At 37.3% G+C, this 25,123-nt stretch carries 16 protein-coding genes and 1 pseudogene; 8 read left to right on the top strand and 9 right to left on the bottom strand.

Annotation, left to right across the window (positions count from 1 at the left end; all coding sequences use genetic code 11):
* Positions 1–74 precede the first annotated feature (74 nt).
* On the top strand, positions 75–548 hold the full coding sequence (gene greA / locus J0M08_01605) for a transcription elongation factor GreA (protein MBN8701735.1): 474 nt from the start codon (positions 75–77) through the stop codon (positions 546–548).
* A gap of 19 nt (positions 549–567) precedes the next feature.
* Here greA and J0M08_01600 read toward each other — a convergent pair whose 3' ends face one another.
* On the bottom strand, positions 568–1,005 hold the full coding sequence (locus J0M08_01600; GenBank protein ID MBN8701734.1) for a nucleoside deaminase: 438 nt from the start codon (positions 1,003–1,005) through the stop codon (positions 568–570).
* A gap of 63 nt (positions 1,006–1,068) precedes the next feature.
* Here J0M08_01600 and aspS point away from each other — a divergent pair, with 63 nt between their 5' ends.
* On the top strand, positions 1,069–2,814 hold the full coding sequence (gene aspS / locus J0M08_01595) for an aspartate--tRNA ligase (GenBank protein MBN8701733.1): 1,746 nt from the start codon (positions 1,069–1,071) through the stop codon (positions 2,812–2,814).
* 4 nt (positions 2,815–2,818) lie between these two features.
* Here the strand turns inward: aspS and J0M08_01590 are convergent, their stop codons facing one another.
* The 6 genes and pseudogenes from J0M08_01590 to J0M08_01565 form a co-directional block, all read right to left on the bottom strand.
* Entirely contained in the window at positions 2,819–3,487 is a 669-nt protein-coding gene (locus tag J0M08_01590; protein MBN8701732.1) for a hypothetical protein, read from the bottom strand.
* Positions 3,488–3,499: 12 nt separating this feature from the next.
* The gene (fumC, locus tag J0M08_01585) at positions 3,500–4,897 is read right to left on the bottom strand and encodes a class II fumarate hydratase (GenBank protein MBN8701731.1); all 1,398 of its coding nucleotides are present in this window, start codon (positions 4,895–4,897) and stop codon (positions 3,500–3,502) included.
* 59 nt (positions 4,898–4,956) lie between these two features.
* On the bottom strand, positions 4,957–5,307 hold the full coding sequence (gene arsC / locus J0M08_01580) for an arsenate reductase (glutaredoxin) (protein MBN8701730.1): 351 nt from the start codon (positions 5,305–5,307) through the stop codon (positions 4,957–4,959).
* Between the two features lie 167 nt (positions 5,308–5,474).
* Positions 5,475–6,542, bottom strand: a pseudogene (prfB, locus tag J0M08_01575) (peptide chain release factor 2).
* Between the two features lie 65 nt (positions 6,543–6,607).
* Positions 6,608–9,352 carry a gliding motility-associated C-terminal domain-containing protein gene (locus tag J0M08_01570; protein MBN8701729.1) on the bottom strand — a complete coding sequence of 915 codons (2,745 nt, stop codon included), beginning with the start codon at positions 9,350–9,352 and terminating at the stop codon, positions 6,608–6,610.
* Positions 9,353–9,409: 57 nt separating this feature from the next.
* Complete coding sequence (locus J0M08_01565) at positions 9,410–16,303, bottom strand: gliding motility-associated C-terminal domain-containing protein (GenBank protein MBN8701728.1); 6,894 nt, start codon at positions 16,301–16,303, stop codon at positions 9,410–9,412.
* 199 nt (positions 16,304–16,502) lie between these two features.
* Between J0M08_01565 and J0M08_01560 the strand changes: the two genes are divergently transcribed.
* The 4 genes from J0M08_01560 to J0M08_01545 all read left to right on the top strand — a co-directional run bounded on the left by J0M08_01560 (position 16,503) and on the right by J0M08_01545 (position 20,852).
* Positions 16,503–16,874: a hypothetical protein gene (locus J0M08_01560; protein ID MBN8701727.1), complete on the top strand. Its 372-nt coding sequence runs from the start codon at positions 16,503–16,505 to the stop codon at positions 16,872–16,874.
* Between the two features lie 101 nt (positions 16,875–16,975).
* Positions 16,976–18,820: an ABC transporter ATP-binding protein gene (locus tag J0M08_01555; GenBank protein MBN8701726.1), complete on the top strand. Its 1,845-nt coding sequence runs from the start codon at positions 16,976–16,978 to the stop codon at positions 18,818–18,820.
* 59 nt (positions 18,821–18,879) lie between these two features.
* Positions 18,880–19,794 carry a T9SS type A sorting domain-containing protein gene (locus J0M08_01550; protein MBN8701725.1) on the top strand — a complete coding sequence of 305 codons (915 nt, stop codon included), beginning with the start codon at positions 18,880–18,882 and terminating at the stop codon, positions 19,792–19,794.
* A gap of 101 nt (positions 19,795–19,895) precedes the next feature.
* Positions 19,896–20,852: a glycosyltransferase family 9 protein gene (locus tag J0M08_01545; protein MBN8701724.1), complete on the top strand. Its 957-nt coding sequence runs from the start codon at positions 19,896–19,898 to the stop codon at positions 20,850–20,852.
* Between the two features lie 19 nt (positions 20,853–20,871).
* On the opposite strand, the gene meaB is transcribed toward J0M08_01545, so the two are convergent.
* Positions 20,872–21,768 carry a methylmalonyl Co-A mutase-associated GTPase MeaB gene (gene meaB / locus J0M08_01540; protein MBN8701723.1) on the bottom strand — a complete coding sequence of 299 codons (897 nt, stop codon included), beginning with the start codon at positions 21,766–21,768 and terminating at the stop codon, positions 20,872–20,874.
* 74 nt (positions 21,769–21,842) lie between these two features.
* Here meaB and J0M08_01535 point away from each other — a divergent pair, with 74 nt between their 5' ends.
* Entirely contained in the window at positions 21,843–22,595 is a 753-nt protein-coding gene (locus J0M08_01535) for a glycosyltransferase family 2 protein (protein MBN8701722.1), read from the top strand.
* Position 22,596: 1 nt separating this feature from the next.
* Positions 22,597–23,601 (top strand): glycosyltransferase family 9 protein, encoded by a 1,005-nt coding sequence (locus tag J0M08_01530; protein ID MBN8701721.1) that lies wholly within the window; start codon positions 22,597–22,599, stop codon positions 23,599–23,601.
* Here J0M08_01530 and J0M08_01525 read toward each other — a convergent pair.
* Positions 23,572–25,113: an O-antigen ligase family protein gene (locus tag J0M08_01525; GenBank protein ID MBN8701720.1), complete on the bottom strand. Its 1,542-nt coding sequence runs from the start codon at positions 25,111–25,113 to the stop codon at positions 23,572–23,574. The genes J0M08_01530 and J0M08_01525 overlap by 30 nt on opposite strands.
* Positions 25,114–25,123: the final 10 nt, after the last annotated feature.

Genomic DNA, 25,123 nt, shown 5'->3' with positions numbered 1-25,123 from the left:
GTTCTTGCATAGAGAGAATCCTCCAAGGGTTCTCTCTTGTATTTACATATTGTTTGATTAAAAGATTAGAGGTCATGTCACAAATTTCTTATTTTACGGAAGAAGGATTAAAAAAATTAAAGGATGAATTACATCAGCTAAAGGCTCATGAAAGACCATCCATTTCTAAGCAGATTGCAGAGGCGCGAGATAAGGGAGACTTGTCGGAGAATGCAGAGTACGATGCGGCAAAAGAAGCACAAGGTTTATTAGAGCTTAAAATTTCCAAGTTAGAAGAAATTGTAAGAAATGCTCGAATTGTTGATGAAACCCAAATGGATAATTCTAAGGTATATATTTTATCAAAAGTTAAAATCAAGAATCTTGGAAATAAAGCAACTATGACCTATACACTTGTTGCTGAGAATGAAGCTGATTTAAAATTGGGGAAAATATCCGTTAGTTCTCCTATTGCAAAAGCTATTTTGGGAAAAAAAGTTGGAGATAAAGTAGAAGCAGAAGTTCCGTCCGGAAAAATTAAAATAGAAGTTTTAGAAATTTCAAGATAATCTACCTATTGTTTGGATTTTATCTTTTTTTTTCAAAAAATGTTTTTAAAAGTATAGCGCACTCTTCCCCTAGTATTCCGTTCGTAATATTTGTTTTAGGGTGTAATACTTTTTGATTTAAGTTTAAAAACCCTTTTTTGGGGTCGCTTGCACCAAAAACTATTTTGCCGAACTGTCCCCACATTATTGCTCCAGCACACATTATACATGGCTCTAGTGTTACATAAAGTGTACATTCGTTTAAATATTTACCACCTAATGTATTTGCAGCTGCCGTAATAGCTTGCATTTCAGCATGTGCGGTTACATCATTTAATCTTTCTGTAAGATTATGTGCACGCGAAATAATTTGATTATTGGAAACGATCACAGCGCCAACGGGCACCTCATCGGCATCAAAAGCTTTTTTAGCCTCTTTTAAGGCTTCGCGCATAAAATATTCGTCAGAGAATTGCATTTACTGAAATTACAAACTTTATCTTTACCAAACATTTATAATTAAACATTCAAAAATATTTTTATGCTACGTACACATACTTGCGGAGAATTAACAATTAAAAATGTAGGACAACAAGTAACACTTTGTGGTTGGATTCAAAAGTCGAGAGATTTGGGAGGGCTTACTTTTATTGATTTACGCGACCGTTATGGAGTTACACAATTGGCGTTTAATATGGACACCAATAATGCATTGTGTGAGTTGGCAAGAAAATTGGGTCGGGAATTTGTTGTAAAGGCAATTGGAAAAGTAGTGGAGAGAAGCTCTAAAAACTCAAAAATGACTACCGGAGATATTGAGATTGTGGTGGAGTCCTTGGAAACACTTAATTCATCTATTACACCTCCTTTTACAATCGAAGATAATACAGATGGTGGGGATGATTTGCGAATGAAATATCGTTATTTGGATTTGCGTAGAAATCCAGTGAAAGAGGCGTTACTGTTGAGGCACAGAATGGCAATTGAAACACGCAACTATTTAGATAAACAAAATTTTATTGAAGTAGAAACACCTGTTCTGATTAAATCTACACCGGAAGGTGCTCGAGATTTTGTGGTTCCTTCGCGCATGAATCCGGGACAGTTTTATGCATTGCCTCAGTCTCCGCAAACATTCAAGCAATTGTTGATGGTTGCAGGTTTTGACAGATACTATCAATTGGTAAAATGTTTTAGAGACGAAGATTTGCGTGCAGATAGACAACCTGAATTTACCCAGATAGACTGTGAAATGAGCTTTGTAGAGCGCGAAGATATTTTACAAACGTTCGAGGGGCTAACAAAATATTTATTTAAAACAGTGAAAGGTATTGATATACCTGTGGTTCCGCATATGACATATGCTGATGCTGCAAAGTATTATGGTAGCGACAAGCCAGATACACGCTTTGATATGAAGTTTGTTGAGTTGAATGAGGTGGTGAAAGGAAAAAATTTCAAGGTGTTTGATGATGCTGAATTGGTGGTGGGTATTTGTGCTAAAGGATGTGCAGAATATACTCGTAAGCAGTTGGATGAGTTAACAGAGTTTGTAAAGCGTCCGCAAATTGGCGCTACCGGGCTTGTGTATGTTCGCTACCAAAGCGATGGAATACTAAAATCAAGTGTGGATAAATTTTACAATGCGGATGAACTAAAAAAATGGGCTGAAGCTTTTGGAGCGCAGCCTGGAGATTTAATGCTAGTGTTAGCGGGTACTATCGATAAAACAAGAAAAGCTCTAAATGAGTTGCGTCTCGAAATGGGCACTAGATTGGGGTTGCGTGACAAAAACAAATTTTCGTGTTTATGGGTTGTAGATTTTCCGTTGCTAGAATGGAATGAAGAGCATAACAGATGGCATGCTATGCACCATCCGTTTACATCACCCAATCCGGAAGATATTCATTTATTGGAAACAGATCCTGGAAAAGTTCGTGCCAATGCGTATGACTTAGTTATAAATGGAGTAGAAGTAGGAGGAGGTTCAATACGAATCCACGACAAAGCATTGCAACAACTTATGTTTAAGCGATTAGGATTTACAGACGAAGATGCGCAATATCAATTTGGATTTTTGTTGAATGCGTTTGAATATGGTGCACCTCCGCATGGTGGCATTGCATTTGGTTTTGATAGATTGTGTTCATTGTTTGGAGGTGCCGATTCTATTAGGGACTATATTGCATTCCCTAAAAATAATGCAGGTAGAGATATGATGATTGATTCGCCTTCTCTTATAAGTGAAGAGCAGTTGAAAGAACTATGTATAAGGACAACAGTGTAATTTATCACTCTTCTTTTCCTCTGTAAGAGCCTGAGAAAAAGACATCAATTCTTAGACCAACAATATATTGCTTGTCGGCATAGTAGCTAAAAAAAGCTGATGGACCTAGGCCGATGTCGTATTTTAACTTCCCGATAAATTGTGTAGCAACATATATTCCGGGACTGGTAGTCGTTTTTCTTAGGTATCCATTTAAACTATCTACATACGGATAATAGGAAGCATAAGAAACTCCACCCCAAGTGGACCAACAGTATTTTGTTGTTTCTTTTCGTTTGCCATAAGCACCATGCCATAAAATATTATTGTTTACTCCAAATTTATCTCCGGAGACTGTAACTCCTACTTGAAAATATTCTTTTTTGATATGGAAGTTATAGCTTATGTCGGCTGCAAATTGTGTCGATTTTGATTTTTCTTTTATTGCCGGTCCTCCTCCAAAACTAAGCCAGTTAGAGTAAGTGCGGTATCTTTTTCCATCAAAAATAATTTCTTTTTTTATGTCATCTTCCTGGGCAGGCTTTTGTTGAGAAAAAAGAGGTTGAGTTTTTATACACAAATAAAACACTAAAAATTGGCTGCAATAAAGCAGTAGTGCTTGTCTAGTTCTCGACTCCGCTCGAACTGACAAGCACTTTGTTGACTCAACTTTCAAATTTTCAAATTGACACATTTTCAAATTGCTTTATTTCAATGAGCCGATCATGTCTTCCGGTTTTACCCATTCATCAAATTGTTCAGATGTTAAAAGACTCAATTTTAACGCTTCTTCTTTTAAGGTTGTTCCATTCTTATGAGCTGTTTTAGCAATCTTGGCGGCATTTTCGTAGCCAATATGAGTGTTGAGCGCTGTTACCAACATTAGGGAGTTGTCAAGATGTTTTTTGATAGCAGAGTAATTTGGTTCAATGCCAATTGCACAGTGGTCGTTAAAGGAAACGCATGCATCGCCCAGCAAACGAGCCGATGTAAGAACATTGTGCGCAATAACAGGCTTAAATACATTTAATTCATAGTGTCCGCTCATTCCTCCTATTGTTATCGCAACATCATTTCCCATTACTTGTGCACACACCATAGTCATGGCTTCCGATTGTGTTGGGTTTACCTTGCCCGGCATAATAGAAGATCCTGGTTCGTTTTCCGGAATTAATATCTCCCCAATACCACTGCGTGGGCCTGATGCCAGCATGCGAATATCATTTGCTATTTTCATTAATGAAACCGCTAATTGTTTTAATGCTCCGTGTGTTTCTACAATAGCATCATGTGATGCAAGAGCCTCATATTTATTAGGGGCGGTAACAAAAGGCAGACCTGTAAATTCAGCAATTTTTTTTGCTACTGTTACGTCATATCCTTTTGGTGTGTTAATGCCTGTTCCAACAGCTGTGCCACCAAGTGCAAGTTCTGCAAGGTGTTCAAGTGTATTCTTCAGCGCCTTTAATCCATGGTCTAGTTGAGATACATATCCTGAAAACTCTTGTCCTAGTGTAAGTGGTGTAGCATCCATCAAATGGGTTCTTCCAATTTTTACCACATTCATGTACTCATCACTTTTCTTTTTCAAGGTATTACGCAGTAGCTCAATGCCAGGAATGGTAATGTCTTTCACCATTTTGTAGGTAGCAATGTTTAATGCAGTTGGGTAGGTGTCGTTAGATGATTGTGATTTATTTACGTCATCATTTGGATGCACGGCAACTTTCCCTTCACCTAATTTATTTCCTGCAAGAACATGAGCTCTATTAGATATAACTTCGTTTAAGTTCATGTTGCTTTGTGTGCCAGAGCCTGTTTGCCATATAACTAAAGGGAATTGGTCGTCTAGTTTTTTTGCTAAAATTTCATCACACACTTGTGATATTGCATCTCGTTTTTCTTTAGATAAAACTCCTAGGTCGCAGTTGGCATGTGCTGCAGCCTTTTTTAAATAAGCAAAGGCATAAATTATTTCTTTTGGCATACTAGCTTCAGGACCAATTTTAAAATTGTTGCGAGAACGTTCTGTTTGTGCTCCCCAATATTTATCGGCAGGTACTTTTACCTCGCCCATGGTGTCTTTTTCGATTCTATAGCTCATATATAATTAGTTTAAAGTTTGAAGGTTCAAAAGTTTAAAGTTAGGAGATTGTATTAGTATTATAAAATTTCTAATACTTTTTCCGGAGGTCTTCCAATTGCAGCTTTCTTGCCATTTATTATAATTGGTCGTTCTATTAGAATGGGGTTTTTTACCATTGCTTTTATCCAAGCATCTTCCGAAAGCTTTTTGTTTTTGTATTTTTCTTCGAATAATTTTTCTTTTTTTCGAATCAGTTGTTCGGCTTTAATTCCGAGCATTTTAATAATTTCTTTCAATTCCTTTTCCGTTGGGGGAGTTTTTATGTATTCAATTACTTCCACATTTTTATTTTTCTTTTGAATCAAATCCAATGTCTCTCTACTCTTGGTACAGCGAGGGTTGTGGTATATTTTTATTGTATTACTCATTTTGTTTTTTTTATTAAAAGGAACACCTCCCTGCCCTCCTCAAGGATGGAAAGTGGATGATTCTCCTCTTGAGAGGTGTTAGTGGTGTGTTCTTCAATCCATCCTCAAATTGCCACATTTTCAAATTATTTTTATTCTACATTCACAATTCAACATTTATCATTCTCTTAATAGCTACTCGAATATTCCATCAAGTATGTTTTAATAAAATCATTTAAATCGCCATCCATTACTGCCTGCACGTTTGATGTTTCGTGACCTGTACGTATGTCTTTTACCAATTTGTATGGATGCATAACATAATTGCGTATTTGAGAACCCCATTCAATTTTCTTTTTTCCGCTTTCGATTGCGGCAACCGATTCCATGCGCTTGCGCATTTCTGCTTCGTACAATTGTGATTTTAATAATTGCAACGCTTTTTCTTTGTTGGTGCTTTGCGATCGGCTTTCTTGATTTTTGATAATTATCCCTGTTGGCTTGTGGAATAGACGCACAGCGGTTTCTACCTTGTTTACATTTTGTCCTCCTGCACCGCCCGAACGGAATGTCTCAAATTCAATATCTGCAGGGTTAATCTTAATATCTATAGTTTCATCAATTAACGGATATACATATACAGAGGCAAACGAAGTGTGTCGTTTGGCATTGGCGTCAAACGGTGAAATACGCACCAGTCGGTGTACTCCGTTCTCGCCTTTTAAATAACCAAAAGCATAATCACCTTCAAATTCTAGTGTTACAGATTTTATTCCTGCAGCATCTCCCGGTTGTAAGTCAACTTCCTTAATTGTGAAGCCATTTTTTTCACCCCACATCAAGTACATTCGCATCAGCATTTCTGCCCAATCTTGGCTTTCTGTGCCGCCTGCTCCCGAATTTATTTGTAATACGGCTCCAAGGTGATCTTCTTTCCCGCTCAGCATATTCTTAAACTCTAAATCTTCTAATTGTTTAGAGGTGCTTTGAAACTGCTGTTGTAAGTCGCTTTCAGATGCTTCACCTGATTTGTAAAAATCATACATTACCGCTAAGTCATCAACCTGTTTCATAAGGTTGGCATAACCGTCCGTCCAATTTTTATTGATTTTGATTTCTTTTAAAACAGCTTCTGCCTTTTTAGGGTCGTCCCAAAAGTTAGGGTCTCGAGTTAAGCTTTCTTTTTCGTGAATGGTAAGTAATCTGTTGTCGATGTCAAAGATGCCTCCTCAGCGCAACCGATCTATCGGTAACATCTTTAATTAATTCTGTTGTAATCATGTTATAAATATACTAAATACATGGAATGATACATATTTGTTTAACGTCCTACCCAAACGTGCCCCATTTGCTTGTACCGCTTATTTCCGGAGCAGTTTAGTTGATACGAAGCAATCCAAATATATACATCGCTTTGTGCACTAGCAGAATTTGTTTTCCCATTCCAGCCTTTTGTGATATCATTTGTTTCGAAAATTAATTCGCCCCAACGGTTAAATAGTACAAGTTTGTATTCTGTCACTCCGTCTCCATACCCTTTAAATTCTTCGTTTAGCGAATTGTTATCTGGAGTAAATGTGTTTGGAAAGTATAATGCAGTGCTACTTAAATCTACAGCTACAACTACCGAATCTGTATCGGAGCAATTGTTAAGTGTAAGTTGTACCCAGAATGTATCACTTTCATAAACTGTTATTTGTTGTGTGGCATCTCCTGTATTCCAATAGTAAAGAGCATTTGGTAAGGTGGATTCTAATAGTACGAAATCACAATCTGTAGTATAGGTGATGGTATGTTGCGGAATGGAGGTTACTGTAATGTCTATCGTTGAATCGGCACTACAGTTGGTATTAGTGGTAGCGGTTATTGAATATGTGGTGTTTTGTGTAGGTGTTACAACTAGCGAATTACCTGGGCTGTTGCCTGGATTCCAGTTGTAGTTGTCTGTTCCAATTACACTAAGTGTTGCTGGTTGACCTTTACAAACAGTTGTATCCGGAGAAAGTATAAGTGTTGGTTTGGGGTTGACCGTAATACTAATAGAGGTGTCTGAGCCACAGGTTGCATTACCTGTTGTTATGGTGTAAGTAGTGCTTTGTGTAGGAGTTGCAATTACTTGCGCACCGCTGGTTGTATTGAGTCCTGTTGAGGGAGACCATGAATATTGTTGTGATCCGCTAACGGTAAGGGTAATACTATTGCCGTAGCATATTGCAGTGTCATTGCTAACAGACAATGGCAATGATGATACAAGTGTTAATGTATGTTGTTCGGAATCGGTACATCCATTTATGTCAGTACCTACAACGGTGTAGGTTGTATTGGCGGTGGGTGTTGCAATGACTATTGCGGAGGAGTTGTTGTTAAGTGTATTTCCCGGATTCCAAGAGTATGCCGTTGTTCCACTTGCAGTGAGTGTTACAGTAGTTCCGGTGCAAAATGTACTGTCTCCGGTAATTGTAAGTGTTGGCTCGTAAACTGAAATTAGATTGAAAGAAGAGTCTTGTCCTCCGGTGCAGCTTGTAACTAATAATTTTACATTGAATACACCTGTGCCGGAAAATTGGTGAGATGTGTTTTTTTCTGTTGATGTATTTGAAGATCCACTTGCAGGGTCTCCAAAGTTCCACAGGTATGCTTTTATTTCGTTGCAATTAGGAGTGCTTAAATCAGTAAACTGTAATGTGTCTCCTTTACAAGGTTTAAGTGGTGCGTAAGAAAAAAATGCGGAAATGGTATCGGGAATATATTTCCATAAAATATTTTTCCCATTGTTAAATTGATTCACGCCACCTTGAAGCCAAATGCCATCGTTGTTTCGCCAGCCTACAGCTCCAAATCGTCCACCGGGTTTGTTTTGTGGAGCAGGCACTCCCTGCAAGCCAAATATGTTTCCTTGATTTGGAATATTATCTCCACTTACCCAAACCCATGTATTGTTTTTTGGGTTGTAGCGCCATAAATCATTGTATTTTCCTCCGCCAATGCTAAACCCTCCAAATGTCCAAAAGTTGTGGCAATCGTCTGTCCATTCTGCTCTGTTTTCAAACCTGCCACTTGGTATGTTTGAAACAGAGGGTACGCATTTACTGCCAAACACTCCTCCTTGGTTAGGTGTGTTGTTTCCGCTAACCCACATCCATTCGTTTGTTGATATATCGAACATCCACATATCGTTATGTTTGTTTGTGCCAGTGGAGTTGTAGCCAGAAAAAAGCCACAGATTGCCAATTTCGTCCACCCAATTTGCATAAACACCTCTTCCTCCAGGTTTGTTAGTGGGAGCTGCCACGCCTTGTGTTCCATATATTCCGGCTTGGTTACGCAGGTTGTCTCCGCTTATCCAAGTCCATTCGTTTGTTGAAATATCATATCTCCATAAATCATTCATTACACCATTTGAAGATGTTGCATCTTTTCCTTCGCCTCCAAAAAACCACAGTTGATTAGTTGCTCCAATCCAGCTACACGTGGCTTCGTATCTCATCCCTGGTGTATTTGCCGGAGCCGGAATTCCTTTTGTTCCATGTATTGCAGCCTGATTGGTTGTATTACTTCCATGCACCCATGTCCATTCGTTGGTGCTTATAGTATATTTCCATAAATCACTATAACTCCCAGAAGGGCCTTGTCCGCCATATAGCCAAAGGTCTCCGTTTGAATCTGTCCAGGTGGCCGATCCCCATGCCCTTGCACCCGGTGTGTTTGCAGGTGCCGCAACACCTTGTGTTCCATACACTCCAACTTGTCCAAAGGTGTTTGATCCCTTTAGCCATGTCCACATGTTTGTTGCAGGGTCGTACATCCACATGTCGTTCATGTAGCCTACCAATGAGCCGCCAAACAGCCAAAATTTACCTTGGCTGTCTGTCCATTCTGCAGCATTGTATCTAGCGCCAGGAAAGTTAAGAGGGCTTGCTACTCCTTGTGTGCCATGCACTGCGGCAGCTCCAATAGTATCTCCGTGCATCCAAACCCATTGGTTGTATTGGGCTTTTGCAGGATTAGAAAAAGAAACAAGTAGATTCAAAAAAAGAATGAATGTATATTGAATATAATTTTTCAAGTTGAGGGGGTAGTAAACCAAGTAAATGGGGTTATCTACCATAAGATACTAATTTCTTTATTTCAACACAACTATATGCCCAACATATACATGAACCGTTCCAAAAATGTCTTTTACTCTTGCTTTGTAAACAAATACATCTGTTTTTGAAATTTCGCTTGAGCCTGAAACAAGACCATCCCAAGAGGTATTAATATCATCACTTGTAAATAGTACTTCTCCCCATCTATTTAATATTTGCATTCTGTATGTGTCTATTCCTACACCTTTTACAACAAATGCATCATTAAGTCCATCTCCATTTGGTGTAAATGTATTTGGGAAATAAATTGTATAGTCCGGACCAACATCTACAACTTTGTAAACAGAGTCTTTGCAATTAAAGGTGTTTGTTACCACAAGACTTATTGTATAAATAGTTGGAATGCTCGGATTGTAAGTATGTGTTGGATCGATTGTTGAACTATCTTTTTGCGAGTCGCCAAAATCCCATACTAGGTTAGTATAACCACCGCTGTTATTAGATAATTGAATTGTAGTTTGAGCCAAGGTAATTTCATTTGTTGTTATGTCGAAATCGGCATATGGATTAGGGTTTACTGTAATAAAGCTTGTTTTTGTAATGGTGTCAATGCAGCCAATAGATGTATGTGCAATAAGTTGTACATCATATATGCCGGCTGTTGTATAACAATTTTTAGGTGTTTTGTTGTTTGAAAAATTTCCATCTCCAAAGCTCCAGTAAAATTGAGTGATGGAGTCTCCGTGTGATGCAAAAGAAATGTTGTTGAAGTCTATGCATGTGTTTTCGCAAATAGCAGTAATTGTTGAAGTAAAGTTTAAGTCAGGCATTTCAAATACTTTTATAAGCATAGTATCCATTGCCGTTGGGCATGTTCCATTAGAAACCTCCCAAGTAAATGCGTAGTTGCCACTTTGAAGATTTAATACAGTTGTGTTGTAAGAACTACTATCAGTAAAAATTGTTGAGGCATTGGTAGGAAAGGGCTTCCACACGCCCTTTGCTGTTCCTGTAGGATTATTACCATTAAGCAGTAGTGATGTTGTTGATTCACACACTTGCTGATCTAATCCTGCATTTGATATAGGCATGTCGTATACATTTACCGTCATTGTATCTTTTGAAATAGGGCATATTCCGTTAACGGTAGTCCAAACAAAATTGTAAACACCTTCTTGCAGAGCAGACGTAGTTGTGTTGTTTGAATTAGCTGGATTAAATGTTGCGTTTGACGGTCCACTTAACTGGCTCCAACTGCCTATGGCTGTTCCGTTAAGCACATTTGCAAGAATAGTTGTAGTGTATAAACCACATAAATTTATATCATTTCCTGCATTGGCTGTTACCGAATCGAATACTGAAACTGCCACAGTGTCCATTGCTAGCGGGCAGACACCATTGCTCATTGTCCAAATAAAATTAAAAGAGCCTTCTGTAAGTGAGGAGATATTTGTGTTGCTTGTGCTCGCGCTAGATATGGTTGCTCCAATAGGGTTCGAAATAGTCTGGCTCCAGGTACCATTAGCGCTTCCAATTATAGCATTGGCAGCGAGCGAGGTGTTGTAAATTCCACACAAATTTATATCACTACCAGCATTTGCAGTAACAGAATCGTAAACAAGTATTCTAATGCTGTCAATTGCTGCAGGGCACGTTCCATTGTTCATGGTCCAAATAAAATGGTGGGTGCCTTCTGAAAGGTTTGATATAGTTGTGTTTGCACTATCTCCGTTAATAATTGTTGCTATGGAACTATTATTGCTTGATTGAGTCCAATTCCCAAAGGCACTTCCAATGGCATTGTTTGCATACATTTTGATAGTATGAATTCCGCATAAGGCACTGTCGCTACCAGCCTGTGCAATTGGTGGATTGAAAAAATTTATGGTAATACTATCACGAATAATATGGCATACAGAGTTGCTTACAGACCAAATGAATTCATATGAACCCTCTTGTAGGTTACTAATTGTTGTTAGTGGAAGATTGATTGAAGAAATGTTCGTCAAACTTGGTCCAAATGATTGAGTCCATGTTCCGTTAGCTCCTCCTGTAGGGGTGTTTGCGGAAATATTTATTTGGGCTGCCCCACAATAGTTTGTGTCCATTGGTAGTGCTGCAACTGGAATGTTGTATATGGTTACAGAAGATGTGTCGTACGACAAACAATTAATCCTGTTTACAGTGAGGTAATAATCTGTTGTAAAGGGTGTTGTTGTTGAGTTCTGCAATACTAAAGTAGGATTTGCAATTAATGGATTGCTCAACCCTTGCGTGCTTTGCCAAGAGTAACTATATCCTGTTATAGCATTAGTGCCAAGCTGAACCGGTTGTCCACTGCAAATAATTGTGTCAAACGAGAGTTGCTTTAATTGTAAATTAAGTCCCATTGATGCAGAAAGGCATGAGCATGGGTTGTCTTCTTCTTCAATCGAAATAATTATGTTACATGCAGTTCCTGCAGGAAATAATATTGTATCTGTATGCGAATAAATTCCATTTTTAGGAATTAAAGCATTAATAATATCGGTAACAACAACGGTGTCTTGCCCATCAATAATTCCGTTGCTATTCAAGTCTTGATAGTATTTAATAGTCGTTCCATTAGCAGCAATAATTTGTTCGCCAATATTTTGTATGTCAAATTGTAAAAATGCTTTTTCTCCGGAAGGTGGATTTGGCACAGTATATCCACTCATGTTTACAAGGGAAAGATAGGCTTTGAAAGAGTGAATGTCAAGCGAATCAGCACCTGTTAAAACATTTATTCCACAGTTGTTTCCTGTAAGCGAACAGAACGCTTGAGAGCTACTTTTTGTAGAAGCATGTATTTTGTATAGTCCACAACTTAAACTATCGGGATTTGCAGTGAATGCAAAACTAAATGTACAACTATCTCCTGCTACTACCCCTTGAGGCATTTGCCAGGTGTAATATTCTTGTCCGTTTATTTGTTTGTGAACAGGAGAAGGTAAGGTTGGTGCATTATGAATTCCGGTAAAGCTTCCATTTGCATAAACAACATCTTTGGGTAATGCTATTGTAATGGAGTCTTGATTAACAAATGAGCCAGGCCCCATATTTACAACAGACACACTAAACGTGGTGGCGCCATTGCAAGAAGAAATAAATGCTTTAGATAGATTGATTTCAGTGGAATAGTTTGCTGCAGATGTTGTTGCTAATTGGCTTGCAAGTGTAAGAGCATTATTGAAATTGCTTCCACACGCACTTTTGCCTTTGATGGTAAACGATATAGGCGACCCTAAAAAATAGCTGCAATTGGTAATTACCTTAAACTTTAGATCAAACGTATTTAATGATCCCGAAATAATTCCTCTTAAGCCATTTGCTCCTATCGATGTATCGGAAGATGATATATTCCATTGATAGTTGTTCCCCGAAATGGCGGTAGGATCAGCTATTGAGTAAAATGTAGAAGATGAGCCTGTAAATTTAATTGTAGAAGAGTTATTAATAATCGAAACACCAGGAGGAAGTGCAGTCGATAAAAAAATATTGTAGGCAGTTCCAATATCTACATTCGTAGTATGCACTGAGTATTCAGCTGTGTCGCACAAGCTAATGTTAGATGGAGGTTGCGTAACCGATAGTTGAAACAGCGGTGTTTCCGGTATCAATTTTAATTTTATTTTTTTGCTTGGACAAGCCAATGTGTTTAAACTTGTTGGATAACTGCCGCAATTCCACCCCGCCTCTATAGTTATACTGTCCGGATTGCATGAAGTGTAAGTTGCGCAAATTTTGTAGTTTTTGGTAGTTGCGCCATTTAGCACACCAAGTTGATAAAATCCGTTTCCAGAAAGTGGAACAGTTGTGCCATTAGACATGTCTGTGATTGCGGTAATAGTAATTCCGCTTCCGGGTTGTTTGGCTATCCAAGTGTTAGGGGCATTTACATTTGTAACATTCGTTATGAAAATATCCCAACAGCCGGTGCTGTCTGGTGCAGTAATAGTGGGGAGACTAGATTGAATAAAAAAATCTGGACTCGAATAGGTTACAAAATCCTGGTTGATGCCACTAGAAACTAGTTTGTTGTAGGTGGTGTCCAAAATAGTATTCTTGTTGAATTTCCACCTGTAGTCAATTGGTTGCACAGCACTGCTTGCATTGCAAGATGATGTAAGCGTAAGTGTGATGGTTCCAACAAAGCCTTCATCACTTGGGTAAATTTGAGGGTTGGTTCCTTGAAAAAAACTATTTATTGGAAAAGCCAAGTTGGTGGTGTTGGCATTTATAGGAGTAATTGGATATGTTGGACTTTGTGTAAATACTAATGTTCCGGAGGTTCGTCTTTCATAAATACTTGCGCCTACTAAACTAAAGCCTGTTGGGATGATTGCAAAAGCGGTATCTAGTGTAATAAATTTTCTATACTCAAAAGGGAAGAAATTGCTCCAATTAACAAGATTTCCATTACTGTTTCCTATGAAAAAATAATAGTTCTGCGATACTGCAATATTTCCACAGCCATTAAGAGAAATGCTGCCAGGCCCCCAATTAGAAAAGGCATATCCTAAAATTGAAAAATTACCTTGAAACGAATTGCATGTATATCTTGTTGCTGCTCCGGGGTTAATTAAATTAGATGTTGATACAAAAAAGGAGTTTGTTACATTGCATGTAACAATTTGGGCTCCAATATTATTTTTAACTCTGTAACTGGCTGAAAAAACTACAGAGTCGTTGTTTTGGTAAGTAAAACCAGGTGAGACACAACCATATTTTACTAGTGTATCTGCATGTAAGCTATATCTAAAAGTGGCAGCTCCGCTGGTGGCATGTAGTTTTATAGAATTGCAAGTTGCAAATAGATTTCCGCCTCTGTAAATTAATATTGTTCCACCAAGAGGAGCTAGATTATTCCCACCAGGACTTATAACAGAATGAACTACTAGATTTTTCCAAGATGCGAAAACGGAATTGGTAGCGATAGTAGCATAGAAAGTAGTCTTTATAGTATCTCCGTACATTGCTCTGTCCTTTCTAATTGTATTCGGGTTAAGGTTTCCTAATGCATCGGGTAGCCCATCATCATTATTATCCGGCTTTCCAAAATTAACTCTTCCTACGTCAAAATTTTTAAAATTTAGCCCTAGGCAGCTTACAGGACAAATAATATTTACACTTGCATTGGTATTGGAAATAGGTATTTCGCATGTGCAAGCAGATGTTGTTGGAACATAGAGTAATGAGGCATTAACATTACCCACTCCTCCCGAACAACTAGTACAATTGGCTGTTAGGTTAATCAGAATCTGCGCCTGCTGCAAGCTAAATGGAGGAGTTCCGGGAGAAAAAATTGCTGTAACCTGATTTCCTGTTTGTGTTACAGATGTGGGCATCCAAGTGGCAGAGCTGGTGGCAGATAGAATGGACACAGCTCCGATTGTGTTGCTAAATGTTACACAGGCAGGCAATGTAAACACAACTTTCCAATGCCCTCCGGTGCTTGTAGGATAAGTAAATTGGTAGCTGTTAACCATAAAATTAAATGTCCCGGTGTTGCCGGAAACCAAGCTTGATGGGGAGTTGTTGTTTGTTAGAAAACCGGTAAGTGAAGAATAAACTCTTCCCCAAGTAGGTGTTATGTTAAAATTATTTTGGCAAATGTCTTCGTAGTTGCCGCTAAACATCCATCCATTCATTGTTCCTCTTGTACAACAGGTTTCAACATCCCATTTTATAATTACCGAATCCCCTCCATTAATTACAGGTATTTGTATGGTAAACCCACCTAGTGGTGTTGTTGTGTTTAAGCAAGCTCCGGCATTTGCTGTCGAAGAGTATAATGGATTTATAATTGTAGCAGGAACAGGTGCTCCATTATTTGTTTTTATAGTAATGCTGTTTGCAACAATTTGCGAAAGCAGCCCAATATGAAACCCGGATCCTGTTGATTGATAAATATTCAAGTTCACATTTACGGCATTACCCGCACCAACTGCATTTCTTATTACTACTGATTGAGTATTGTAATTTCCAACACCAAGGCAAGCACTTTGCGATCTTGTTGGAGTAAAAACAAGGTTAGGTGTAAGCCCTGGAAAGGTTATGTTTGCTGTTGTAGATGCACTTTGACACGTTTGGTTATCACAACCCCACGATGCTTGTATGTTCGATTGAACGCCAGCACAATTTGTTATTGAAACATTTTCGCATATCACAATACTCTCTCCACTTTCAAATAAGGTGTCTCCATCACCAATAGAAGTAAAATCAACGCCATTTAACGTAACAGTTTCTGTGTTCGCGTTCGATGTCCATGTTCCTTTGTTAACAGAAGTTATCGTTATTCCGCTGCCATGTATATCTGTAAATACAAACTGTTTTAAGGAGCCTAGTCCTCCGTTTGTTACTGTAGCACATCGTGTAAAGCTTCCACCCACAGTTCCTGCAAACGATTGATTGGAAAATGCAGGAATAGTAAGATTGGCTTGCTTAATTGTATATGTTGCCGAAGTGAACGTGTTGGTAAATGTTAATGAGTTGCTGCTGGTATATTTTACAGCCATTGTGTTTTGCGTTAGCTGAGACGGTTGAACATTACAATTGGCATAAGCAAAGAATGTGAATGTTGTGGCTGTTTGTGATGCAATTGGATTTAGTGAAAAAGTTGGAGCAGTTAAATTGCTAATATTTGATTCAAAAGCATTAGATACAGAGCCTGTATGGTATGTAATCCCCGCTGGCATTGTTACTGTTACTGTTATAGCACTTAAATTAAATGCAGAAGGATTATTTATGGTTATAGAGAATAAGCCATTATCGCCACACGCATCTAACGATTGCGGAATGGTGGAGTTTACAGTAATTAATTGAGCTTGGGTTTTTAAAATGCAGCATTGTAATGCGAAGAAAAGTAGAAGTATTGAAAATGGACGTTTTTGTAATCCTTTAGACATATGTTCAATTTACACTTAAAAGTTTCGTATTCCAATCAAATATGTTGTTAAATGAAAAGGTCTAACTTGATTGAATTTCTTCAGAATTAGAAGCAACATGCTGCCGTTTTACGAAGAATAGTTTATAAAGTTGCAAAATAGCTTTATCGTGGGTACCCATATTATTGCAGCATCTTTATATTTTTTGTAAATTAAGGATATGCGTAATTTGGTTGGAGTAAGTATCGTATTTTTTTTACTTTTTTTTTCATGTAAAAAAGATGGTTTGGAAACTATTCAAGACAATGGACCGTGTGATAGTTCCGTTGCCACCTACAATACTATTGTAAAACCAATTATTGTTGCTAAGTGTGCAACTGGAACAGCCTGTCATTCTCCGGGATTTTATAAAGGAAATTTTAATAATTATTCTACTGTCAAAAGCAAAGTAACTAATAAGTCTTTTTATAATAGGGTTTTTGCAAGTAAAACATCACCAATGCCTCCTGTAGGGTCAAAGTACGGTGCACTTACAAAGTGTGAAAAAGCGTTGATAAGAAAATGGCTAGATGAAGGAGCCCAGAATAATTAGAACACCTTTTAGGGTTCGTTTTTTAAATTACCGTTACAAAATTCTACAAACAAATTCTTTTAAGTACCTTTGATTTCTTGTGAAAACAAAATAATAACCAAGTGAAAAGACTTGCCACTGTTTTAAAGTATATTAAAAACTACAAAGGATATGCTGCATTAAATATATTCTTGAACGGACTTTCCATTGTTTTTTCGTTGTTTTCTCTTACCATGGTAGCTCCATTCCTGGATTTGCTATTTATGAAGGACCCTAAAGAATATGAAAAGTATTTGTTGAAGGGTAAGCCCGAACTTGCGGCAAATGTCGACTCTATTGTGGATGTATTTTACTATCAACTCAGCTCCTTAATAGTAGAGGAAGGAAAACTGAACGCATTAATTTTTATTTGCATCCTTATTATCGTATTTATTTTTCTTAAGAATATCACACGTTATTTTGCCCAATTCTTTTTGGCAAATGTTCGCAATGGTGTTGTTAGAGATTTGCGCAATGATTTGTATAAGAAAACATTAGAACTTCCAATCTCTTATTACAATAACGAAAGAAAAGGAGATGTAATGTCGCGTATGACAACCGATGTGCACGATATAGAATGGGCAATTATGAGTTCGCTAGAAATGCTATTCAGAGACCCAATAAATATTATTTTGGTGTTAGCTACGCTGTTGTTTATGAGCGCAAAACTAACCTTGGTTGTGTTTATTTTACTGCCTGTTCCGGGTTTTGTAATTGGGAAGATAGCTTCTAGTTTGAAAAAAAGTTCGTTTAACGCAAAAGAAAAATTAGGATTGCTCTTTTCTATTTTAGAAGAAACTCTTTCGGGAATGCGTATTATTAAAGGGTTTAATGCAGAACAGTTTACGCAAAATAGGTTTGATAAATTAAATCAAGAATACACCGATATACAAATTAAAACCTATCGAAAAAACGATTTGGCTTCCCCGTTAAGCGAGTTTTTGGGAGTTGCTGTTTTGGTAGTATTAATTTATGTAGGAGGGAAAATGGTAATTGACGAAGATTTGAAAGCATCGTTATTTATAACTTTCATTGCCATGTTTTCGCAAATTTTAGCACCGGCTAAGGCGCTTACAATTGCTTGGTACAATGCGCAAAAGGGAGTTGCTTCTATAGAACGTATCGAAAAAATATTTAATTCAGATGTTGTAATTTATGAATCGGAAGGGGCCAAGCCAATTGATTCGTTTCAGAAACAAATTAAATATGAGGGTGTTTCTTTCTCTTATAAAAAGGGCGATTCGGGATGGGTGTTAAAAGATATTAATCTTGTTATCCCGAAAGGCAAAACAATTGCACTTGTTGGGCAGTCCGGTTCCGGGAAAACAACAATGGCAGATATGCTTCCTCGCTTCTACGATTGCGATAAGGGAAATTTGTCTATCGATGGTGTTTCTGTAAAAGACTTGAAGATAAAAGATTTGCGAAGCTTATTGGGTATTGTTACACAAGAATCTATTTTATTTAATGATACCGTTTTTAATAATATTGCTTTTGGAATACCAGGCGTATCTAAAGAACAAGTTATAAATGCTGCAAAAATTGCCAATGCCCACGATTTTATAATGAAAATGGATGGAACCTACGATGCTAATATTGGCGATAGAGGTGGTAAATTATCCGGAGGACAACGCCAACGGATAAGCATCGCTCGTGCTGTGTTAAAAAATCCTCCTATTTTAATTTTGGACGAGGCCACATCTGCATTAGATACTGAATCGGAAAAATTGGTGCAGGACGCATTAGATAATTTAATGCGTAATAGAACCTCTATAATCATTGCACATCGCTTGTCAACGATTATGCATGCAGACGAAATTGTAGTGTTGCAGCAAGGAGAGATAGTAGAACGTGGTACACACCAAGAATTGCTGTTGCACAACGGCACGTATAAAAAACTATACGATATGCAATCGTTTACTGCATAATTGTTTGCTTTTAACCCTATATCTTACTAAATTAGCCTTTCACATATAAAATTTAAAAGATGAAAAAATATCTACTATCAATCTTAGCTATCACCTCTTTTGTACTTAGCGGATTTGCTCAAGTTCCTAATGGAGGATTTGAAAACTGGACAGTTGCCACATATCCCGATCCAGTGGGTTGGCCATCTGCCAATATTTTGGTGTTTGCAAATCCAAGCAACCCTCGTTCGGTTTACCAAGCTACCGCAACAGCCGATGTGCACGGTGGTGCTTCTGCTATGGCTATACATACTGTTTCGTTAGTAACAAATCCATTACCAACTATGCTAGATGACGTTTGGGGGATTTGTATGACAGGTTATGTTGCGTTTCCTAATCTAAAGCAAGGTTTTGCAAGTACTCAAAAACCATTGCAAATGGAGTTTTATGCAAAGTACACTCCCAACGGAGTTGATACTGCAATTGCATTAGTTTGGTTGCAAAAAAGAAATGGTTCTCAAGTGGATACAATTGCTGCTGGTGGGACTATTCTAACAGGTACAACATCCACATATGCTCAATATACAACCGTATTGAATTACAATCCTAATTATGCGCATTTAACACCGGATACAATGGTAGTTGTGTTCTCGTCAAGTGCATTGTATGAGGCAAACAGAAAAGTTGGAAGTGTGTTGTATGTTGATGATGTTACTCTTACTGGAACATACAATAGCGTGAATGCAATAGATGCACCGGAAGTATCTGTGTTTCCTAATCCAGCAAACACGGAGTTAAATTTTTCTAACGTTCCTTCTTCTGCCACAAAAATTATTGTGTACGACATTGCCGGTAGAAAACAGTTAGAGCAAAATCTAACAAGTGTTAGTTTGAATATAGATACACAATCGTGGAATGCAGGAGCATATTCTTATGAGTTGCTAGACAGTAAGTCGAATGCAGTTTACAGAGGTAAGGTCTTGATAAAACATTAGAATAGCATAAATTAAAATTTGATTACAAAGAAAGGGCGATAAGCCCTTTCTTTGTTTATATACAACACAATATTTACTTTCGGCTTTCGGTTTACATAAAAATGAAAATATTAATTATTCGTTTTAGTTCTATTGGAGATATCGTTTTAACAACGCCTGTTATTCGATGTCTTAAAAAGCAATTAAGCGATGTTGAAATTCATTACCTAACCAAAAAAGCATACGTAGATTTAGTGGCTCCAAACCCCTATGTATCTAAGGTATATACTTTGGATGCGAGCTTGAAGGAAGTATTGCCTAGCTTGAAAGCAGAGCAATACGATTATGTAGTTGATTTGCACCACAACCTTCGATCCTTTTTAGTGAAGTCTAGTTTGGGAAAAAAGTCAGTTGCATTTAAAAAATTAAATATCGAAAAATGGCTATCGGTTAATTTTAAATTAAAAGCACTACCCAACACACATATTGTAGATAGGTATTTGCAAACAGTTGAGAAGTTAGGTGTTGTAAACGATAATGATGGCTTAGATTTCTTTATTCAAACAGATGAAAAGCCTTTATTGGAGAAGCTGGGAGCCGTTCTGAATAGGTATGTTGTGTTTGCAATTGGAGCAAAATTTGCAACAAAGCGTTTGCCGAACGAAAAAATTTATTCGCTCCTAACTAAGGTTAATAAACCGATTGTACTGATAGGAGGGAAGGAAGATGTTGCTAATGCAGCCAGTATAGCATCGAAGGTAGATGTTATAAATTTGTGTGGTTTGCTTACGTTGCATGAATCGGCAATTGTTTTAAAGTATGCAAACACCGTATTAACACACGATAGTGGTATGATGCATATTGCAGCTGCATTAAAGAAAAAAATTATTTCTATATGGGGCAATACAATTCCGGAATTTGGAATGTATCCCTACTTGCCGGGGCCGGCTTCTCAACTAATTGAGGTTAAAAATCTTTCGTGTCGTCCGTGTTCTAAAATTGGATTTAATGCTTGCCCGAAAAAGCATTTTAAATGCATGAATGCTATTGATGAAAACAGTATTTTGAAAAGCATTTGATGTAAGTGTTGGGTTGGAATTAAAAATATTTTTTAGCAAAAGAGTAAAGGTTGAAATTATCTTTGCCTATTTCTTGCTCAACCTCTTTTCGTATGTCATTTTTATTTATGGCTCTCATTTTATTGTGTTGAATTAATGAAAAAATTTTTTCAGCAAGTAAAATAGCCCTGTTGCCTGTGTTTGCTGCAATTTTTTGATGCTCGTTTATTTTACTTAAAAGCAAGTCAATCCCTTCTCCTTTTGTGGCAACGGTTTTAAGTACCGGAGCTTCCCAGTTTTGGGTGTGTCGGCTTTGTGCCAACTGCGTTAAATTTTTTATAAAGCTGTCGCTTCCCGCCCTGTCGCTTTTATTTACAACGTAAATGTGCCCAATTTCCATAATGCCAGATTTGATGGTTTGCACCTCATCTCCGGATTCGGGTACCAGCGCCAGCACCACCGTATCCGCCAATCCAACAATTTCTACTTCCGATTGTCCTACCCCAACTGTTTCTATAAAAATATAATCGAAGTGTGCATTTTTAAGAACCTCAACCACCTCAACCGTTTTTGCAGATAAGCCTCCAAGTGCACCTCGCGTAGCAAGAGAACGTATATATACATCGGGATTGTTAAAGTGGTCGCTCATGCGAATTCTATCTCCTAAGATAGAACCACTGGTAAAAGGCGATGTTGGGTCTATTGCAAGCACTGCAACACGTTTTTTTTGCAGTGTTATTTTCGAAATAAGTTCATTCAGCAAACTGCTTTTCCCGGCTCCAGGAGGCCCTGTTATTCCTATAACAGGAATTGTGGTTACATTTTTTAAACTAGATAGAATATCTTCAAATCCATCTAGCTCATTTTCTACAATAGTAATACATCTCGCTAACGAGCGTAAATTGGAGTAACTTAAATCGATTGCTAACGGATGCATAACCCTAAAATACTAATTATCTGTAACAAAAAGGAAGTGCCTTAGGTATTCAATTTTATTTATAATTTTAGTATATGCAAGTGCAATTGTCTGTAGTAATAATAACCTATAACGAGGAGAAAAATATTGCTCGTTGCATAGATTCGGTTTTATCAATTGCTGATGATATTGTGATTGTTGATTCATTTTCGAAAGACAAGACTGAGGAAATTTGTAAATCGAAAGGCGTTCGTTTTGTGCAACATGTTTTCGAAGGACACATTCAACAAAAAAATTATGCTATTACGCAAGCTCAATATCCATACGTATTGTCGCTAGATGCAGATGAAGCGCTAGATGAGCAACTGCAAAAGTCGATTATGCATGTAAAGGAAAATTGGGAAGCAGACGGATATGCAATGAATCGGCTAACAAATTATTGTGGAAAGTGGATTCGCCATTGTGGTTGGTATCCGGATACGAAATTACGTTTGTGGGATAGCAGGAAGGGAAGTTGGGCGGGTGTTAATCCACATGATAAATTCGAATTGCACGAAGCTAAAAGTACTGTAAGGCAATTGACGGGCGATATATTGCATTATAGTTATTACACCAAAGCAGACCATTTTAAGCAAGTAAATTATTTTACCGATATAGCCGCTAAAGCCAATTACGAAAAGGGAAGCCGGGCTACTGTGTTTCATTTGCTTGTTAGTCCCATTGTAAAATTTTTTAAAGATTATATCTTCAAACTTGGCTTTTTGGATGGTTGGTATGGCTTACAGATTTGTATAATATCTGCCTATGCAACTTTTTTGAAATATAGAAAAATGATGAAGCTACAATAGCATGTTGAAAGAAAATTCCAAAATTATTATTAGCAGAACGGATAGCATAGGAGATGTTATTTTAACACTTCCGCTGTGTGGATATTTAAAGCAGAAGTATCCTGCTATAAAAATTTATTTTTTGGCAAGTGCTTATACGATACCGGTTGTTGCTTGTTGCGAGTATGTAGATGAAATAATAAATTTCGATGAGCTGAAAAGCGGAGATGGTGCAGAAAAATTAAAGAACTATTCGGCTGATATACTGATTCATGTTTTCCCTAATAAGTTGGTGGCAAAGCTAGCTAAGCAGGCTCTGATCCCAAATAGAATTGGAACTTCTCATCGTTTTTTTCATTTGTTTACATGTAATAGGCTAGTAAATTTTACGAGAAAGAAATCTGATTTACATGAAGCGCAGTTAAATTTTAAACTTTTACAACCATTAGGAATAACTGCCATTCCAACACTTTCGGAGATGCATGCGTATTATGGATTAACTAAATTGAAATCGGCAACGCACGCGCTTCCGAAAACTTTTATCGATCCTCTAAAATTTAATTTAATAATACACGCCAAATCTAAAGGCAGCGCTAGGGAGTGGCCGATAGAAAATTATAGCCAACTAATTGATGCATTACCTCCGGAAAAATATAATATTATTATTAGTGGAGTACCTGCAGATGCAGAGGCTCTAAAAGTGCTTGTAAATAAACCCAATGTGGTAAATGTGGTAGGTAAGTTGAAATTGGATGAATTTATACTTTTAATTTCTATGTGCGATGGATTATTGGCTTGTAGTACAGGTCCACTGCATATTGCAGCTGCCTTGGGTAAATTTGCATTGGGTATTTATCCTCCAATGAAACCGATTCATCCGGGTAGATGGGCGCCAATTGGAAAAAAGGCCGAATATTTAGTGTTAGATAAATCGTGTAACGATTGCAAGAAAAACAGGTTGTGTAAATGTATTAATGAAATTACTCCTAAGCAGGTTTTACTCCGACTTACTAGCTATACTGCTTGATAAACGCGGGTTGTAAATGAATAAGAAGAAGCATGTAAACAGCGAAAAGAATGTTGCTCCTACCTGTGTTTCTAGCGTGTCCTCTGTAAGCATTGACAATAAAAGCATAGCGTAAAACGCCAAAAATAAAAGCGACTTATTATAGTTAACAATCGTAAGAAGACAAACCAAGAATATTATCATGCCCACAACACCAAGTGCCACGGCAATTTCTAAATATTGATTGTGAGCTCTTCGCCTGTTTTCTGGTGTTAGCGGAGAATTCATTTTTTCGTATTCTTGAGCAAAAGCCTGTTTCACATCCCCCGTTCCTACACCAAAAAATAGGTTTGATTTTATAATTCGAATAGCGGTTTGCCAATATTCAAATCGTTGGGTAACGGAATGGTTGCTTGGATTCTCGCCATCAATATAGCTATCAATCTCCCAAATTATTTGATGTATTCGTATCGCAATAGAATTTTTTTGCAGATAGGTATAATTGGGAATTCCATTTTCAATTGCCAGAATCTCTTTATCTGTAAGTCTTTTCAGCGCCTCGCCATTTTTCAATTCACCCTTCGATGTCAAAAAGCGGATGAGTGTGTGTTGCAGCGTATTTCCTTTTTTATCTAGTGAATCAAAGTTTAGTTGACTTCGTTTACTCCATTCTTCTCTTAATTCAGGAAAACAAACATTTATCCATATTAATCTCCCATTTTCACTTGTTCTCGATTTTAAATCGTGCAAGTAGTATGCTCCTTTTTCAGTTTTTTCCAATGCAATTTCTTTACTGTTTAAGGCTTTGTTTTTTAGTTTGTAATAACTATTTGTTTGGTAATATATAAATGCAACAACGCTAATCCCTAATGATATTGCAACAAACGAAATTCCCATTTTGTAAAAAGGGGGTACATTCTTATAGCTGTAAAATAAAATAACTGCTGTGCCCGTAAATGCAATTACAATAATTCCTGTAAGCGATTGAAGTAAAAAAAGAAAATAGGTAAACCAAATTGCCAGTAGAATACAAATTATTTTTGTACTCAATTTTCCTTGTGTGAAAATCAAATTGAACGAAAAAAATATTGCTAAACAAACCATTAATGAAAAGCGAATATGGGATACAAATATGGAAATGTCTCTTGCATCGTTTACGATGGTGCTTGTATAGCCTTTTAATACTAATACGCTAACAATGGAGCTAATTAAGACAAAAGATAAAAATAAGTAGACCAAAAAATATTTGTGTTCCTTTTTTAATTGTGGTCCGGTTGAAATTAATAGAGGTAGCAGTAGTAAAGGGATTTTTTTTCGTATGTCTTCAAATCCATAGGCCCAATCGGAAGAGTAAAAAAGCCCTAGTATGTGAATGAAAAAAATAATACTTATAAGTATAGCGGGAGTAGAATAAATAAACACACGTAACTTTTTTTTGTAATCACCTTCAAGTATCCAATTTCCGAGCAATGTAAATTGTGCAACACTTAATAGAAATTTTGACCATGGCATGCCAATCATTAGCATGGACATGCCAATTAGG

The organism is Bacteroidota bacterium (assembly GCA_017303975.1).
Lineage (GTDB): Bacteria > Bacteroidota > Bacteroidia > JAFLBG01 > JAFLBG01 > JAFLBG01.
Note: the sequence above shows the minus strand (reverse complement) of the source record. Positions and strands in the feature narration are given on the sequence as shown.

Bases quoted from the DNA above. Each gene is read 5' to 3' on its own strand.
- greA (MBN8701735.1), top strand. From the start codon at position 75: ATGTCACAAATTTCTTATTTTACGGAAGAAGGATTAAAAAAATTAAAG.
- J0M08_01600 (MBN8701734.1), bottom strand. From the start codon at position 1,005: ATGCAATTCTCTGACGAATATTTTATGCGCGAAGCCTTAAAAGAGGCT.
- aspS (MBN8701733.1), top strand. From the start codon at position 1,069: ATGCTACGTACACATACTTGCGGAGAATTAACAATTAAAAATGTAGGA.
- J0M08_01590 (MBN8701732.1), bottom strand. From the start codon at position 3,487: ATGTGTCAATTTGAAAATTTGAAAGTTGAGTCAACAAAGTGCTTGTCA.
- fumC (MBN8701731.1), bottom strand. From the start codon at position 4,897: ATGAGCTATAGAATCGAAAAAGACACCATGGGCGAGGTAAAAGTACCT.
- arsC (MBN8701730.1), bottom strand. From the start codon at position 5,307: ATGAGTAATACAATAAAAATATACCACAACCCTCGCTGTACCAAGAGT.
- J0M08_01565 (MBN8701728.1), bottom strand. From the start codon at position 16,303: ATGTCTAAAGGATTACAAAAACGTCCATTTTCAATACTTCTACTTTTC.
- J0M08_01560 (MBN8701727.1), top strand. From the start codon at position 16,503: ATGCGTAATTTGGTTGGAGTAAGTATCGTATTTTTTTTACTTTTTTTT.
- J0M08_01550 (MBN8701725.1), top strand. From the start codon at position 18,880: ATGAAAAAATATCTACTATCAATCTTAGCTATCACCTCTTTTGTACTT.
- J0M08_01545 (MBN8701724.1), top strand. From the start codon at position 19,896: ATGAAAATATTAATTATTCGTTTTAGTTCTATTGGAGATATCGTTTTA.
- meaB (MBN8701723.1), bottom strand. From the start codon at position 21,768: ATGCATCCGTTAGCAATCGATTTAAGTTACTCCAATTTACGCTCGTTA.
- J0M08_01535 (MBN8701722.1), top strand. From the start codon at position 21,843: ATGCAAGTGCAATTGTCTGTAGTAATAATAACCTATAACGAGGAGAAA.
- J0M08_01530 (MBN8701721.1), top strand. From the start codon at position 22,597: ATGTTGAAAGAAAATTCCAAAATTATTATTAGCAGAACGGATAGCATA.
- J0M08_01525 (MBN8701720.1), bottom strand. From the start codon at position 25,113: ATGTCCATGCTAATGATTGGCATGCCATGGTCAAAATTTCTATTAAGT.